13 protein-coding genes and 1 riboswitch are annotated in these 17,100 nt (G+C 45.0%); of the genes, 5 read left to right on the top strand and 8 right to left on the bottom strand.

Features of this window, described 5'->3' with window-relative positions; translation table 11 throughout:
- Positions 1 to 102: 102 nt before the first annotated feature.
- Positions 103 to 405, top strand: coding sequence for a hypothetical protein (locus MHI37_RS08060; RefSeq protein ID WP_076336233.1), 303 nt, complete (start codon positions 103 to 105; stop codon positions 403 to 405).
- Between the two features lie 166 nt (positions 406 to 571).
- Here MHI37_RS08060 and MHI37_RS08055 read toward each other — a convergent pair whose 3' ends face one another.
- From MHI37_RS08055 to MHI37_RS08045, 3 genes are all read right to left on the bottom strand, one after another.
- Entirely contained in the window at positions 572 to 1,534 is a 963-nt protein-coding gene (locus MHI37_RS08055; protein ID WP_076336234.1) for an aldolase catalytic domain-containing protein, read from the bottom strand.
- Between the two features lie 160 nt (positions 1,535 to 1,694).
- Positions 1,695 to 2,441: a GTP cyclohydrolase II gene (locus MHI37_RS08050; protein WP_076336235.1), complete on the bottom strand. Its 747-nt coding sequence runs from the start codon at positions 2,439 to 2,441 to the stop codon at positions 1,695 to 1,697.
- 31 nt (positions 2,442 to 2,472) lie between these two features.
- Positions 2,473 to 3,237: a class III extradiol ring-cleavage dioxygenase gene (locus tag MHI37_RS08045; protein WP_076336236.1), complete on the bottom strand. Its 765-nt coding sequence runs from the start codon at positions 3,235 to 3,237 to the stop codon at positions 2,473 to 2,475.
- A gap of 148 nt (positions 3,238 to 3,385) precedes the next feature.
- On the opposite strand from MHI37_RS08045, the gene MHI37_RS08040 reads away from it, so the two are divergent.
- Entirely contained in the window at positions 3,386 to 3,709 is a 324-nt protein-coding gene (locus MHI37_RS08040) for a helix-turn-helix domain-containing protein (RefSeq protein ID WP_076336237.1), read from the top strand.
- 98 nt (positions 3,710 to 3,807) lie between these two features.
- Here the strand turns inward: MHI37_RS08040 and MHI37_RS08035 are convergent, their stop codons facing one another.
- The 4 genes from MHI37_RS08035 to MHI37_RS08020 all read right to left on the bottom strand — a co-directional run bounded on the left by MHI37_RS08035 (position 3,808) and on the right by MHI37_RS08020 (position 9,556).
- The gene (locus MHI37_RS08035) at positions 3,808 to 5,871 is read right to left on the bottom strand and encodes a hypothetical protein (protein ID WP_076336238.1); all 2,064 of its coding nucleotides are present in this window, start codon (positions 5,869 to 5,871) and stop codon (positions 3,808 to 3,810) included.
- Positions 5,872 to 5,941: 70 nt separating this feature from the next.
- A complete protein-coding gene (locus MHI37_RS08030; protein ID WP_076336239.1) occupies positions 5,942 to 7,558 on the bottom strand; it encodes an ABC transporter substrate-binding protein in 1,617 nt (538 codons plus the stop codon).
- A 94-nt stretch (positions 7,559 to 7,652) separates the two neighbouring features.
- Entirely contained in the window at positions 7,653 to 8,540 is an 888-nt protein-coding gene (locus MHI37_RS08025) for a carbohydrate ABC transporter permease (protein ID WP_076336240.1), read from the bottom strand.
- A gap of 26 nt (positions 8,541 to 8,566) precedes the next feature.
- Positions 8,567 to 9,556, bottom strand: a complete 990-nt coding sequence (locus MHI37_RS08020) for an ABC transporter permease subunit (RefSeq protein WP_076336241.1) — start codon at positions 9,554 to 9,556, stop codon at positions 8,567 to 8,569.
- Between the two features lie 198 nt (positions 9,557 to 9,754).
- Between MHI37_RS08020 and MHI37_RS08015 the strand changes: the two genes are divergently transcribed.
- Both MHI37_RS08015 and MHI37_RS08010 read left to right on the top strand, forming a co-directional pair.
- The gene (locus tag MHI37_RS08015) at positions 9,755 to 11,329 is read left to right on the top strand and encodes a response regulator (protein ID WP_076336242.1); all 1,575 of its coding nucleotides are present in this window, start codon (positions 9,755 to 9,757) and stop codon (positions 11,327 to 11,329) included.
- Positions 11,330 to 11,345: 16 nt separating this feature from the next.
- Complete coding sequence (locus MHI37_RS08010; protein ID WP_076336243.1) at positions 11,346 to 13,103, top strand: sensor histidine kinase; 1,758 nt, start codon at positions 11,346 to 11,348, stop codon at positions 13,101 to 13,103.
- A gap of 97 nt (positions 13,104 to 13,200) precedes the next feature.
- Here MHI37_RS08010 and MHI37_RS08005 read toward each other — a convergent pair whose 3' ends face one another.
- The gene (locus MHI37_RS08005; protein ID WP_076336244.1) at positions 13,201 to 16,233 is read right to left on the bottom strand and encodes a carbohydrate-binding protein; all 3,033 of its coding nucleotides are present in this window, start codon (positions 16,231 to 16,233) and stop codon (positions 13,201 to 13,203) included.
- Between the two features lie 245 nt (positions 16,234 to 16,478).
- A riboswitch (cyclic di-AMP (ydaO/yuaA leader) is annotated at positions 16,479 to 16,640 on the top strand.
- Between the two features lie 5 nt (positions 16,641 to 16,645).
- On the opposite strand from MHI37_RS08005, the gene MHI37_RS08000 reads away from it, so the two are divergent.
- Entirely contained in the window at positions 16,646 to 17,071 is a 426-nt protein-coding gene (locus tag MHI37_RS08000; protein ID WP_076336245.1) for a hypothetical protein, read from the top strand.
- The last annotated feature ends 29 nt before the right edge of the window (positions 17,072 to 17,100 follow it).

Below are 17,100 nucleotides of genomic sequence, written 5' to 3'. Positions count from 1 at the left end.
AAATGTTGCATAAATAGGCTGGCAACATTACAATCGTAAACAAGACATGCGGCGAGTCCGAGGATCAACTGCATCATGCTTTTTTAACAGGAGGACTTATCCGTGGAAACATTCAAAATTATCGCTTTTGAAATGATCTATCAGCAGGAAACGATTCAACTCTCCTTCAGCACAGCTGAGCTCGTCCGGGTCACCGAGCACGGTGATCGATTGTGGTATGTTGATATTAATGGGGTTGACGATCAGGAGCTGCTGGCCAGGTTTGGGCGGAGCGAGGATATTGCCATTGCGCTCACCGCGGTTGCCAGCAGCGGCCAAACGTTTCGAGGCAAAGGCTACTTCCATCCGAATGAGCCCCATCAAGCGGCAGCCGTTCGCGGCGACGGAGAGCTGCTTGAACAATAGTTCACAGCAAGGTGAAAGAGCTGTCGCCGTCCTTTGGCGGCGCGGCGCGATTCATTCCGGAGAAATATAGAGAAAGTATGGCGAAATGATATACTTTCCTATATTAAAAAAAGGCACAGACAAGTCCAATTGCGACTTATCTGTGCCTTTTTTTCTATGAACCATATTATTTAGTGTGAGCAATTTCAGGCGTCGTAAGACGATCGTAGAACTCTACGCCATTATCTTTGTCTGCGGAACCACGAAGCGCCATCGCAGAGCGAGGGTGCTCATCTAGAATACCTGTAATCATGTAAGGGATGATATAGCCCCATTCTTCCTTCTCACGAAGAGGAATCATAAATTTCTCGATCATATCGAGTACAGGACGGAGATTGTATTTTGGGTTTTTCAGCTCAGCTACCAGCAGCTCCGTGTTGCAGTTGCCTGCAGCGCGGCCCATGCCGTAAACAGACGCATCAAGCAGCTCGACGCCGTGCTCTGCCGATAGCAAAGTGTTCGCAAAGGCAAGCTGCAAATTGTTGTGTGCATGCACGCCAAGACGTTTGTTAGGAAGATGCTGACGGAACTTATCAACAAGGTAGCTCATATCGCTTGGCTTCAAGCTGCCATAGGAGTCAACGACATAGACCACATCAACAACACTATCGTTAATTAGCTGAAATGCTTCAATCAATTGGTTTTCCATTACGTTTGAAAGAGCCATGATGTTGATTGTCGTTTCATAACCGCGATCGTGGAATACTTGTACAAGCTCCAGCGCTTTATCTACATCCTGAATGTAGCAAGCTACACGAATCAGATCCAACATACTCTCGCTGCGCGGCAAAATATCGTTCTCATCTACACGGCCAATATCAACCAGCGCGGAAAGTTTGGTTTTACCTTTATTCGGAATAACCTTTTTCAAGAAATCATCGTCGAGAAAACGCCAAGGGCCTGCGCTTTCAGCACCTTTAAGCAGCTTTGGCGAGTTTTTGTAGCCGATTTCCATATAATCGACGCCGGCTTCGTTCAAGCTTTGGTACAGATGCTGAACGAACTCGACACTAAAATCCCAGTTATTTACGAGTCCGCCATCGCGGATCGTGCAGTCAACAATTTTACAATGGCTTGTTTTTGATTGCATGCGATAATACTCCTTTAATGTGAACATGAGTTCATTTTTTCTCATCATACTTGAAAAAGGAGAGGAACGCAAAATTATTTTGTCGTTTTATGGCTAATATGGAGTGCTTCTAGACATCTGTTGCGCCGCCTTCACGGAACTGCCATATTGCAGCCTTCATCTATTTAATAAGAAACTGAGGCTCTTTCCCCATATGACCCGAACGATTCATCTTCGTCTGGATATATTTCTCATTATAGACTGAAGTATTTCCCCATAAGGGCACTCTGCCTGCAACGTTCAAGCCGGCTTTGCGAAGCGCCTCCACCTTGCGCGGGTTATTCGTAATGATCGATACTGGAATGCTGCGCAGCAGCTTAAGCACGGCGATCGCATCACTGTAATCACGCGCATCATCAACGAAGCCCAGCTCTATATTCGCATCAACGGTATCGTGGCCATCCTCCTGAAGCAAATAAGCAATCGCTTTGCTGAACAAGCCGATACCTCGCCCTTCGTGGTTGGCCAAATAAAATAAAGCTCCAGAGCCATGCTCAGTAATAATACGCATCGATTGTTTCAGTTGAAAACCGCAGTCGCATCTCGCGCTTCCAAATATATCTCCAGTATGACAAATACTGTGCATCCTAATAAGCGCATCCTCACTTTGTTGAAAATCGCCATAAACGAGAACACTGGATTGCTGAAGATCCGCATAGGAGAATCGGTTCAAATCCTCAACCAGCTGCTCGGCAGACAACTCGGCGCCTGCTTCCTTGCGAAGCCAGCTGTACCAATGGAACATCTTTGTTTCTCCATCGAGCTCGACGGGAAGTTTTACTGGACCAATGACGTATATATCATCATTTCCGCTTTGTGTTCTTTTTAATTTCTCTTTAATAAGATTTGCTATATGTGGCTTAATCATTCTTACTCACCTTCTCTAAATAAATGTATGATCAAAATTGCATCGATAAGTAGCTAAGTGTACCGAACTCGTAGCTTCGATTAATTACTTTAGGAGCTGCATCAGCAGCTCCGCTGCCTAGCGCTATATATAATGGAACGAAATGTTCTGCACGCGGTACTGCCATTTTAGCATGCGGGGCGAGCTGTTCATACTGGAATAGAGAATTTAAATCATGCTTATTCATTTTTTCTATCAGCCACTCATCAAATTCGACTGCCCAGCTCTCCGGCTCTTTCTGTCCCCAATTGACGGCCCGCAAATTATGAACCGTAACTCCACTGCCAATTAGCAAAATATTTTGAGACCCTAGGCTACGCAGAGCTTCGCCAATTTGGTATTGCTCCTCCATAGGGCGATACGGATTAACGGAAACCTGCACGACTGGAATGTCGGCTTTCGGAAACATATGCTTAAGCATCGTCCATGAGCCATGATCTAGTCCCCGATCGGTGTCATAGGCAACTGAAATGCCTTTATCAGACAGCAGCTTGCCGACAAGTGCCGCTACCTTAGTTGAACCTTGCGCAGGATACTTTATTTGATACAGCTCATCAGGAAAGCCATAAAAGTCATAAATGGTTTCATACTGATCATCCTTGGATGAGATCGTAACGGTCTCCGTCTCCCAATGTGCGGTAAAAATGACGATCGCATCAGGCGTTAAACTTTCTCCCGTTTGTTTCAAAAACATGCTATATTCATTGTGCTCGACAGCGAGCATCGGTGATCCATGCGCTAAAAATAAAGGTTTCATTGCGATTGCCTCCTGCATGCTACTTACTATTCGTAACTAATTATAGATTTATAACTAGTAATAGTCAAGTAATTAACATTACTCAAGTGTGCTTGTATAAATAAGATATTGAGGTTATAATTATTAGTAGTAAAAAGAGGTGATACGCATGGATCAATCTAATTTATGTCCGAGGTTTCAAAAGGGAATGGACATTATTAGCAGACGTTGGAACGGACTAATTATATTCCAGCTTTTGTCCGGCCCGCAGCGTTTTTGCGCCGTTCAGTCGGCTTTGCCGATCAGCGGAAGACTATTGTCAGAACGATTCAAGGATTTAGAGAATGACGGTATTGTCGACAGACAGGTCTATCCTGAGATACCTGTTCGCATAGAATATTCATTAACAGCGAAGGGTCGCGCACTCGAACCGATCATCCGGGAAATTCAAATTTGGTCGCAGGACTGGATTGAGAAAGAGGCAGAAGCCTGAATGATTTGTAGCAAAGCAAAAGGAATATGAAGAAGCGAATGCAGCAGCGCTTCCTCATATTCCTTTTTTAGTTTATAACTGGTTGGCCACCGATGTCGTTATTGCGCCTGTACATAGAGCAGCAGCTTAGACTCCGATGGTGCCAGCTCAATACGATGTCCGTCACTCTCTGTCACTGCTTGCCCCTCTTGTCCACTCCACAAATCCCGAACGACTATCCCCTTAGAGGAATCTATGCCCATTCTCGCAAATGATGCGAGCAATATGCTTTCCTTCTCTACTTCGAAATTAAAAGCAGCCACGTAGGTCCCTTCCTCTGCACGTAGCATGAACAAATTTCCACTTTTGTTCCCGCTGCTGCACTCCACCGGACGGAAGGTTACGCCTCGCTTAGCCAGCGCCATTATTTCTGGATTTGTCATCCATTCTTTGGCTCGCCGCGCTGCCTCCTCCATTCGGTAATCATCGCCCAGCAGAAGTGAGGTACCTGCAATAACCGCACTGTTCAAACGGCTTCTCCCTTCATGCTCGCTAATCGCACGCTGGTTGTCGCTTTTATAGAGGACAACATGATCGGGGTCGTTGAAACGATACAAGCTATCGTTAATCCACCAGCCATACGTTAACGCGTTAAGCATATATTCGGTATCATTGATCGTTCCGAACGCATCACAGGATACACGGCGGCTGTGTGCATAGCCATGCGGAAATAACGGAGCAATAGACAGATTAATCAAGAACGGTCTGCCAATTTTCTCAGGATTCAATGTCTCGCATACACAAGCCATACCTTTGTTGTACGCTTGTATTCCTGTTCTTATATTCGAGTCATAGAAAATACCCTCCATTGCGCCATGTGTCAGAAAATCCAGTTTTACATAATCAAAGCCCTGCTCGACAAAGCTTTCCAGCCTTTTTCTAATTCGCTCCAGCGCTGCTGGGTGCGATGGATCTATCGCAAATGCGCCATCCAGCTTCGGCAGCGGCTGTCCTGCTGCATCCTTGATCAATATCTCACGGTAAAGCACTGCCCCATCTGTTCCTTCTACCGGCGTATCCGGATCGTTCCCCCAGAAAGCGAATGGTGTATAATAAGTGCCCGGCTTTTGACCGTTCGCTTTCACCCGTCTTATTGCGTCTTTTAGCTGCTCTTCCGATAAATTGTTCCAGAAGGAGTCAAAGTTGACGTAGAGGCTTCCATGATCGTCAGCAAAGCTGTTTTGCTGCAATTGTTTGGAGAAAAAATCAGATGTATGCGTATATACATCATAATCAAGTTTGCCCATGACGGCTGACCAGCTGTTCCAGCCCATCGGTACGCCGCCCTCCCATGGAAGTGCTGGCGTCAATACGGCATTCGCCTTGCCATATACTTCAAGCCCATCGCGGTAATCCGAGAACGCACCTACAAAAATCGTCGGAGATACAATGCTTTTACCGCGAATTGTTCCGTGTGCAACCGTATCTCTCGTCTGCATATCGGCTGCTCCGCCATAAACGCGCAGCCTGCCCAGATCCTCGGGGAATGTCCCTTCCACAACAACGCCTGTTTTCCAAGTATCATGTGTGACTGATCCAATAACAAATCCGTTTCTGCTTTGCGCACGATAAATGGCTGTTGTCTCATAGCTGTGTACGCTGCAAGGAATAGCATGTGAGGCATAACGAACCCATTTGTCATTATCGAATGGAACGAACAACGCCCTGATTTCCTCGTTGGCGTCCGCCCCTTCTCCAAATTGTGCAATACTTCCATCATTTAAATACGCCGCTAGCGGCGTCATTTCATTCGTCTCCCATTCAAACTCGCTTTCCACTTCAAGCTCCATCAACAAATAAGGCAGCTGCTCGTACATACGGAAATGCTGACGCATTAATGGCTTGCCAAGCTCTTCATGCTCAAAGCTCCAGTGCAGCCCTTTGCCAAATCCATCCTCAATGGCGTGGGTAGACGTTTCGTTTACAACATGCTTGCTGTAGAAAGTCGAGCGCAGCTGTACCAATCCATATCTTGCTTCAGCATAAAGGCCAACCAGTGCTGCGCCGCTGCTCCACTTCAGCGATACATGCCCATCCGTCAAATGGACGGTTGCCTGAATGACTCCGTTATCAACCACATATTCCTCCATGCGCTGCTCCAGCGCGAATTGCCCAATCTTCATCTCTCATCCGCTCCTCTTTTGTAATGGAAGAAGGCCGGCAGCGCCGGCCTCCATCATGCTTGCATTATGTTTATTTCCAAAGTTCAACACGATTTTTGTAATTGGTTGTATAAATAGCTTCTACCTTCGTATCCCCAGCAGCCTTCATGTCACTAAGCATTTTATCAAAAATGCTATTTGCTTCTTCAGGAGACTTCGCCATAATCGCTTTCGTCAGCCCCTGCTTCACAATATCATTAACCTTCTGCTCATTCAGTGCTTCAGGCGTTCCTCCCTGCGGTCCAAGACCGTCGAAGAGTACGGAGTCATACACCGAATCAGACAAGTTTTTGAGTGCCATCTGATCGACAGCGCCACGTTCGAAGCGGCCCGCTAAGTCATAAGGTGTTCCATCGGAACCATTTCCGTTCTTGATAAACCAAGTCCATTTGCGAATGCCTGATTCCTTTGTATACGCATTCCAATCGTCTTTAAAGCTTTGCAGCACTTCTGGACGCGGTGTATGCTTGCCGTCCTTCATATCCCAGTGCTGGCCTTCAATTCCCCACATCAACAAATATTGTCCTTCTTCGCTCGCTAGGAAGTTCATAAATTTCATCGTGCGTTCCGGATCTTTATTTTTCTTCGTAATCGTAATTGCATCCCAGCCAAGTGAGCTGCGTCCACCATAAGTCGTTTTCGCAGGATCTACGCCATCTACAACAACCTTGTAAGGGAACAGCTGTGATTCTTCACCACGATCCTTCTTCAGAATCGTGTTTGCTCCTCCAGCATCCCAATACGCGCCTGTTGAAGCAAATACAGAGCCTGTCGCCAGTTTTTGTTCCCAAGCTTGTTTTTTGTTAATCGCCCATTCCTTATCGATCAGGCCCGTGCTGTACAAATCATTCATGTACAAAATCATTTTGCGATATTGTGGGTCTTTCACATCAAACTTCAGCTCACCGTTCTCATCGTAGAAAGGCAGCATACCGAACATGCCTTTGAAAGTGCCAAGTGTACCGCCAAAGTTTTCTCCATCCATCGATAGAGCGATCGTTTCTTTACCGTCCATCGTTGGATATTTCGCTTTAAAATCAAGCAATAGCTGCTTGAATTCAGTTTCCGTGAATGGCACTCCGCCTTCTGCTTTATCAGGAGCCAGCTCCTTCAAAATATCTTTACGCATATTGAAGCCAAATACGGGCTCATTCTCAAACCCATACCAGTTGGAAAGGTAATAGTTTTTACCGTCTTTATAGCGCGTTTTGTTAAGCACATCGCCATACATTGTTGCTACATCTGGACCGTGTTTTTCAATCAAATCATTTAGTGGAATGATAGCACCCGACTCAATGTATTTGTTTACCAAGTCACTGCTTCTCTCAAACATAATGAGATCTGGCAGATCATCGCTCGCAAGCATCAAATTAAGCTTCTCAGCAGGATTACCGGTTGGCTGTTGAATTTCTACTGTAATTCCAGTCCGCTTCGTAATTTCTGCCGCTACCGCGTTGCTGAACTTATCTCCAGTATTTTTATCGAAAAAGGTTATGGTCAGTGGTTCGTTAGACTTGTCATTTCCAGCGCTATTCTCGCCAGCACTCGAGTTGCCGTCTTTTTTAGCATTATTGGAGCCGCAAGCTGATAATACAGAAATGACCACGATCATGCTTAAAAATAATACGATCCATTTTTTAGTATGCATAGTATAAATCCCCCTCATAAGTGATTCTATTATAGTACATTTTTATCCCTATTTAAGCGTGAACGGCATCACCTCCAACAAAGTTCCCGCTTCATTAGCTTTTTACTGCACCAAGGGTCATGCCTTTAACAAAATATTTTTGTAAAAATGGATAAACCATTAATATCGGCAGCGTTGCAACCATAGTTGCCGCCATCCGAATCGTATCCGGAGACACGGCCAGTCGTTTCGAAGCATCAGCCATCTGCTGCGCATCGCCAACCATCGAGCTGGTTTGATACTGATTCAAGATTTTAACAAGCACGGCCTGAAGCGTCTTAAGATCAGAGTTATACGTGAACACGTAGGAATCGAACCAAGCGTTCCAGTGGCCAATGGCGGTAAACATTCCGATCGTCGCGAGCACTGGTGTCGTTAGCGGCAATATAATTTTGAAAAATATTTGCATGTAATTAGCGCCGTCTATTTTCGCTGATTCATCCAGCTCCTGTGGAAGCTGCTGCATGAAGGTTCGTACAATAATCATATAAAAGACGTTCATCATGCCCGGTAAAATAAACACCATAAAGCTGTCAATGAGATGCAAGCTTTTGAGCACCATATAATAAGGAATGAGCCCGCCGCCAAAATACATCGTGAACACAAAATACAGTGACCAGAACCGATTTCCAACGAGCTCGCGTTTACTTAGTGAATAGGAAAGCATACTAATAACAATAACCGCGAGTGGTGTTCCGATTAGCGTCCGCAGCACCGTAACTTTAATGGCCGTCCAAATCTCGCTATCGGATAAAATTTGCTTGTAGCTGGCTAGGCTGAAATCCCTTGGCCACAAATACAGATTTCCTCGCAGCGTATCTTCAGCACTATTAAACGAAATGATAAATATGTTCCAGAAAGGATAAAAGGTTACGATAAAAACCGCGATAATGAATAAGTAGACGATCGACATAAACAGAAAATCATTTTTAAATTTTGCCATGAAGTGTTCTCCTTTTCTTGTTTGTTCTAGAACAACGACTGTTCATTCATTTTTTTGGCCATCGTATTGACGCTTAGAACAAGGATAAACGCGACGACCGATTTGAATAATCCAACAGCTGCTCCGTAAGAGAACATTCCGTTTTGCAAACCATATTTGTACGTGTACGTGTCAATAACTTCCGAATATTCGAGCACCGTATTATTTTGCATCAAAAATTGCTGATCAAAACCTGCGTTCAATATTCCGCCTACCGCTAAAATGGCAAGAATGATAATGGTCGGTTTAATAGACGGCAGCGTAATGTGCAGCATTTGCTTTAATCGGCTTGCCCCATCTACCTTCGCTACCTCGTACAGCTCCGGATTAATAGCTGAGATAGCGGCCAAATACATAATCGCATTAAAGCCCATGTCCTTCCAGGTGTTGGAGAAAGCGATAATCCACCAGAACAGCGGACCATTTTGCATAAACTGAATCGGCTCGTCGATGATTCCAAGCCCAGTCAACAGGTTGTTAATGACACCGCTTGAAGAAAGTACCGTGATAATAATATTTGCGGCAATGACCCACGAAATAAAATGGGGCATGTAAGATACCGTTTGAAACGTCCGCTTGAACCAGCCATTGCGCATTTCATTAATCATCAAGGCAAGAATAATCGGCATTGGGAAGCCAAATAACAGAGATAGAAAGCTTTGAGCCAGCGTATTGCGCATCACTCTGACGAAATCGCCATTCGTAAAGAAGTAGTTGAACCAATCCAGCCCTACAAACTCTGTTGTGAAAAACTGTCCAAAAAACGATCCTCCGCCTGGCGAGTAATTAATGAAAGCCATGTATAAGCCAAACATGGGAACGTAAGAAAATATGAGTGTGACGATTATAGCCGGAAGCATGAGCACAAATAATAGCCGCTGTTCCTTCAATCTGTCCCATACATTTGAATTTCCAATGCTGCGCTTCTTTTTGGGTGGAACAGATTTACTTGATTCCGCTTTCAATATGGATTCCATTTCATAACCCTCCTGCCAATCTTGCGTTGCTTAGTGATTTCATTATAGGTCGGCAGCCCCGCCCATTCTATACAAGCATTTACCGATTTGTAACGCAAAACGACACACTTCCACATGCTCCATTGTTGAAATGCGGTATTGCAGATAAACTAAATAAACATTCAAAAACAGATACATGATAAAAAGGTGGGAACAAGCATGTACAGCATTTTGATCGTGGATGATGAAGCCATTGAGCTCGAAACGATGGAGCATTATGTGCCATGGGACAAAATCGGCATTACGGTCGCGGGAACGGCGCGAAATGGCAAGGAAGCGCTTAGCAAGCTGGCTGAATTAAAGCCTGACATTATTTTGACGGATGTCCGTATGCCCATTATGGACGGGCTGGAATTCGGAAGAAGAGCAAAGCAGATCGATAAGAACGTAAAAATCATATTTTTGAGCGGACATAACGAGTTTCAATATATAAAGGCAGCGCTGAACATTGAGGCGACTGGCTACTTGTTAAAACCTATAGATATGGAGGAGCTGATCGCGTTAATTGAGAAGGTAAAGAAAAAATGCGAGGAGGAACAGTTATCAGATCAAGGCGGAGAATGGCTGCGTGAAAAATGGATGACGCGTATTATACGCGAGCCGAGTGAAGAGAAACGAAAGGATTGGATTCGCAAATGGGAGCTTAGCTCATCTGATTTCAGTGCAAGCAGGGAGTTTGCGGCCTTTTATGCAACGATCGATGCGCCGGCAGACTATCCGATTTCAGCACAGCCAGCAAGTATAGCCTCTCCCGATAGAGTTGAGCTAATGCGGACTATTGTCAGGCAGTACCTCGATTCCTTTATAGTTGTTGAAAGCGAGCCTCATGCTTTATTCGTTCTCTTTCAATGGCGAAATGAGCAGAGAGCCGCGAAATCCACAATGGATTTCTGGGAGAAGTTCCGAGAGGAGCTCGTCCTCTCCTTCGGCGCACAAATGACGATAGGATTGTCCGCGCCGCATATCGGATTTCATCTGATTTGGGATGCCTACTTGCAGGCGCGAGCTTGCAATGAGGAGAAGTTTTTCAAGCCGGGCGGAGCCGTCATAATGCCGGATGATTTATTGCCTACCAAACAAACGGATGAGGATGGCGAGCAGCTTGCAGCTCGGCTTGCTTCCGCTTTGCAGTCAGGAGACGCCAAGCAAGTAACCATGCAGCTAGAAGCGCTCTTCTCAACGATTCGCGTAGAACGTATCAATCGGAATTTCGCTATCCGAGCCATTATTCGACTAATGGCTGCATTAGAGCAGCATTTCTCCATGCTGCTTGCTGGCTCGCTCAAGGACTTGCTGCTCGTGGACCATTGGAAGGAAATTTCGTCGATGAGCTCATCCTCACAGATTCAAGCTTATGTCATGCATTTCTGCGAAGAAATAAGAAAGGCTTTAAGCGAAAGAGATATTGACCGCAATCAAGCCGTAGCCGATCAAATCGTTAAGCTCATTAGCCAGCGGTACCACTTGCCGCTTACCGTCGAGGAGATCGCCAAGGAGGTCTACTTATCGCCTAACTATATTCGAAGCATTTTTAAAGAAAAAATGGGTGAGACGATTCTTGATTATATAACGAAGGTACGTATGAACCGGGCAGCTGACTTGTTAAAGGATAAATCACTTAAGGTACGTGAGGTCGCTCACAGCGTCGGGTATGAGAATGTCTCTTATTTTTGCTCCATATTCCATAGGCACAAAGGCAGCACACCTAATGAATTTCGGAAAATGTATCTATAGGCTGGAGTGAGAGCGCATGAAAAAGGTAACTGGCTGGCTGACGAGGCCTTTTAACAATTTGCGGCTAAGAGAAAAGCTGTTTGTCATGTTTTTACTCGGAGCTATTATTCCTTTAGTGTTTTTTGTTTTCTATTCTTATCAGACGATTAAGAGCGAACTTTCTGATCAAATGTACACGAACTCCGTTGCGTCTGTTGCGCAAATTAATTCGAATTTAGAAAATAAGCTGGATACGTATACAAAGCTTTCAGCAAATCTTTATTTAAACAATTCGCTGCGCGCTTACTTAACGAACAACTATACAGAGGAGCCCTCTCTATTTGTTGATGCCTATCAATACATTAATAACACCTTTTCAAATATGCTGACTACAAATCCAGATATTCATTCCATGTCTATTTATATTAATAACGATTCGCTTCCCGCTGACGGCATTTACATTAAACGAATGGATGATGTGTTCAAAAGGTCGACTACGTATCGCTCATTGCTGGACAGCTACGGAAATGTTCGCTTTGTAGCAACGCCGCCTGTTGTGGATCAGCCTTCCATGTTCACGCTGACACGCATGCTTAATATTAGCAATCTAGACAATGCCTATGGGATTTTGACCATCAACATTTTGGAATCGGATATTTTCCGTTTGATGGAGAAAGAGACGTCAGAGAAAACGATATTAATCGTTAATGATAATGGCCTCATTATGTCCGCTGAGGACAAAAGCATGTTAAATCGTCCGCTAAATCAATTTGTGAAGGATCCATTTCCGAACGACAGAGAAGGAAGATTCGACAGCAGCTTTAATGGAGAAAAAATGCTAGTTGTCTATAATACGACCAAATTCGGTTGGAAAAGCATTTCGCTGGTTCCTTACAGCAGCTTCCTCACCAAAGCGAATAAAACAGCTAAGCGGATTTTAATTTTTGCGTTAATCAGCTTTGGGCTTATGACGCTGCTCATCTACGCCACAGCAAGACAATTTACAAAACGCGTCGATTATTTAGTCGGCATGATCCGGCGTATCGAAAGAGAGGATTTCGATCTCTTCGACATGAGGCCGCTTGGTCGCGATGAAATTGGTCAGATCGGAAACATGCTTCGCAAAATGGCACAGCGACTCAGCAATTTAATTTCCGACGTGTACAAAAAAGAAATCGATAAGAGAGAAGCCGAAATGAATGTGCTTCAAGCACAAATTAATCCACATTTTTTGTACAATACTCTGGCATCCATATCGTCGCTTGCCATTCGAAATTCAGATCAACGGATGAACAAGATGGTTACTGATCTTGCAAAGTTTTACCGGATATCACTCAATAAGGGGAAAAGCAAACTTTCGATCCATGAAGAAATTCAGCTTACCCGCTACTACGTTGCTATTCAACAAGTGAGATTCGGTGAACTTATTCGTGTCCATTATCAAATCGACGAGTCCGTGCTCCCCTGCCCAATCGTGAAGCTAACGCTGCAGCCATTTGTAGAAAACGCGATGAACCACGCCATTTGGGACGACAAGCTCGGTATCAACATTATGATAAAAGCTTATCGCGACGACCTTGATATCATTCTCAAAGTCATTGACGACGGCATGGGCATGCATATGCCTGGTCATAACGGTGAAGACCTGCCGATTAGCGGCGACACTTTGTCTGGTTATGGCATTCGTAACGTGGACAATCGAATTAAGCTTTTATATGGCGAATCATACGGCGTCTCTCTTTACAGCAGGCTAGGAATAGGCACGACAGTAACGATACGAATCCCTGGTCGTTAATAACAAGCTAGACAATAAAAATCCCTCAAGCAATATTGCTTGAGGGATTTTTATGTTTCACAGCCATAGCTGCTTAGCCATAATCCTTGCTGCTGGTTTATTTTACGGTGATTTTGTAAAGCTTCGATTGCGCACCTTTCAAGTCCACCTTTAGTTGTCCTGCTGCCTGACTGGATACATTCGTCCATAGGTCCGTAACTTTTACTTTAGAGGACGAAGGAATGCCTGCACGCGCAAAATCTACCGTCTTCGACACAGGGTCATTCGTATAGTTAAATACAGCAAGATAGTAATTTTTCCCTTCCTGCATGATGAACATATCCGCAGCTCCTGTACCTGTGTTGCCCTCGACAGGCTTGAACGCCTGACCTTTAAGTGCTACCTCATTAACTTGCTTGTTAGTCAGCAGCTTCTTCATTAAGTCTTGTGCTGCCGGATCACTAACATCGTCTGAGCTTAGAAATACAGTTCCGGAAATAGCCGCTGAATTGACCCGAGTCTGCGCAGCATCGAATGAGCCGCCCTTTGCCAGCGTCATATAATCTGGATCTGTATACGGATAGATCGTTCCGTTCTGCCACCAGCCATAGGTAAGATTATTCAGTTGATATTCCGTGCGGCTCAGTGAGCCGTCAATATCACATGAGATTCGTCTTGCATGGGCGTATTGACTCGGAAATAAAGGAGCAATGGAGGCGCTGATAAACATTTTCCCGCCAAGCACCTTATTGATATGAGCCATACCTTGATTGTACGCCTGAATGCCCGTTTGAACATTGGGGTCAAAATGCTTGCCCTCGAAGGAGCCATGGCTTAGGAAGTCAATCTTAATATACTCATATCCGTAATCGAGAAAGCGTTTGAAATAATATTCGATCCGCTGCTTAGAGCCAGGATGAGTCGGATCGATCGCGTAAGCGCCGTCTACTTTCGGCAGCGGGCTTCCGCTTTGATCCCGCAAAATAATATCGCCATACGTATATTTCCCATCTGTGCCCTCTACAACCTGACTCATGTTATCGCCCCAATATACAAATGGGCCATAATAAATGCCGGCTTTTTGCCCGTTTTTGTTAATAACCTTGACTACTTGCTTAAGCTGCTCCTCGGACAGGTTATCCCAATAGGAATCCAAATTAATATAAACATTGCCTTTGTTCGAGAAGGAATTTTTCTGCAAGTTTTTCTTGAAGAAATCAGACACAGCGACTACTTTATCGTAGCTTAAATCACTTTCGTATGCGCCCCAGCTATTCCAGCCCACGGGTACACCCTTCGGTACGCCATGCTTGAATGACAGCGGCGGAGCAACCGCAGCGTTCGCTTGGCCGAAGCTCTCAAGGCCTACGCGGTAGTCGGCATAGTAGCCAACGAGAATTTGCGGTGAAGTAAGCGTCGTTCCCGTTACCTTTCCATGTGGAATCGTATCATGCGTCGAGGTAGGGGAAGTGAAACCGCCGTATACCTTGAGCTTGTTTAAACGATCCTCAGAACCGCTCCAATAGATTCCTGTTTTCCATTTATCATGCGTGACCGATCCAATGATCAGTCCATTGCGGCCTGTATTATCATAAATAGCAGTCAATTCTGAGCTCACATAATTATTATTGTTCAGGCTCGTATTTATCGTCCGAGCTTGGTATCTGGACCACGCGTCATTATCGAACGGAGCGACCAGCACTCTATTATCCGAGTGGCTTCCAATATCGATTCCACCCTTGGCATTAAGTACAAGAGGTGCCATATCATTCGTGCTGAGTGTGTCTTTACCCGTTACTTGTTGACTAATTAGAAAATAAGGCAAACGCTCATAGATTTGATAAATTTGCTTCATCGTCGGCAGGCCGGACTCTCGATTCTCAATCGTAACCCGAATGCCTTTGCCATGACCGTCATTTATTTTCTCAATTTTTTTCATGGAGAACAAATGCTCAGCGTAGTTTTTGCTGTCGAGCTGCTTGTCCAATTGGATGCTGCTGTACAACCCTTTGGCGATCGTCTTGTTGTTCCATTCGAACGCTGAAAGTCCTGACTCCGTGTTATAAATGATTTTGTAGACGCCGTTTGTTAAAGTGACGCCTGACTTATGCTGCTCCACTTTAATCGAGCCAAATTTGCTGGAATCGATTTGTTTGCCAATATTGCCGATCCCATCCACATCACCCGGATTCTCGCCCGGTGCCTGTGAGCTGATGATTTCAATTTTATCAATATCCGGCGACCAACCGCCATTATCATCAAATAAAATGGTATTGCTGCCCGCTTGCAGCTGTACCTCTATACTGAACATGCCAACCGTATCCCAGTTCGCAGTCGCAGGCGGGGAATAGGTCTCTTTCTCACTATTGTTCACGCTAATGGCAAATGACCGAGGATCGCCGGAAATGTAGCTAACCTTTAAGGTATAGACCCCCTCTGCTGGAGCAGCAACCTTTTGGAAAAGCAGCGATGATCCGCCCCAAATGTCGCCTACCTTTTTTCCATCGGAGCAATCCGTCTCCGCTTTGCAGGAGCGTACGGCAGAATTGCCGGTCAGCTTATTGCCTTGTCCTTCCGCTTCATACACTTGTCCGCTTCCAGCAGGCGGTTCATTCGGATCTGTGCCCGGACCAGCATTCAGCAATTTCAGCTCGATCTTGTCAATATCCGGCGCGTATCCCCCTTCATCATCGAAACGAATGACGTTCTCTCCCTGCCGAAGCTCCAGCTGGATCTCGTAAGTCCCTCGCGTGCTCCAATCTGCCGTTTTCGGAAAATCATAATGATCGGCTCCGCCGCCGTTCACACTGACGGCTAGTGATCTGGGATCGCCCGATATGTAATGCACCGTCATCGTATAGATCCCTTTAGTATCCACATTCACAGCGTTGAATTGCAAAGCAGAGCCGCCCCATAGACTGCCTACCAGCTGATTGCCTGAACAACCAACCGCAGGCTCACAGTCCTTCACAGCTGCTTTGCCACTAAGTTGATTAACGGCTGCCTCCGCCTCAAAGGATTGACTGCTTACGGCGGCTCCTGTCGTCTGGGCCTCGGCTATTGTCGCTGTAGCACCCATTGCCGTTTGAAATAACACAAACAATGCAAAAATAATAGACAAGCCTTTCTTGAATTTAAAACTACTCAACATTATTTCCTCCTCTTACTCGTTTAATATAAAGCGCTTTCTTTTTAAGTTTAAGGGGGAATCTAATGTCAAGCTATCCAAGAATGTTACGATTCGTACTCCAAACCCGCTAACTTTCAAAAATCCATGTGGTGGAAATTTACGGATAGGCGATGTTTACAACCGACAGTTTCTGGTTTATTATAGACGTCAGTTTTTTACAGTCCGTAATATTTACAGATACAGAAATGAAGAGTATAATTAGGAGTACACTATTCACGCTTAATTTTTCGAATGAAAAAACGGGGGAACCAACGCGAGCGATATTCATCGTTTCGCAAGGGGTGAATCCAGGGATTTGTAACCCTGGTAGGGCATTCTCTCTTGCCCGAATCCGACAGCTAACCTCGTAAGCGAACAAAGGAGAGATTTATTTATGTTAACAAACTGTTCAAATCATCTCCAAATTTTCACAGAACAGACCCCTTTTTTATCCGTCTCTCGTATTGAGCTGTTCGTCATCCCGGCTCTCGCTGTCGATGCCACAGGCCATCGCGTATGTCTCCGTTTAACAAGCAATCAGGGTATAGGCTGGAGCGAGCTATTCGCCAGCGACACCGAGGATACGATTGACTTGGACAGATGGAGCGATCTCCTTCAAAGCTTTATCGGCAGTGTCCCTCTTGCACCTCTTGACCATTTTCAATACGACAAAACGGATCAGGACGGGCGCATTATCGAATTATTCGCAACAGCCGCTCAGCATATCCTTGCAAATTCCGCCGATTCGTCTACGTACAAAACAAATCTTGAAGAATCTGTTTTGCGTCAACGCTCTGTCTCTTATGTCTCTTTAGATTAATTGCGTTTAACAAAAAAATAAGACAGTCC

The organism is Paenibacillus sp. FSL H8-0548 (assembly GCF_038630985.1).
In the GTDB taxonomy this organism is placed as follows: domain Bacteria; phylum Bacillota; class Bacilli; order Paenibacillales; family Paenibacillaceae; genus Pristimantibacillus.
Note: the sequence above shows the minus strand (reverse complement) of the source record. Positions and strands in the feature narration are given on the sequence as shown.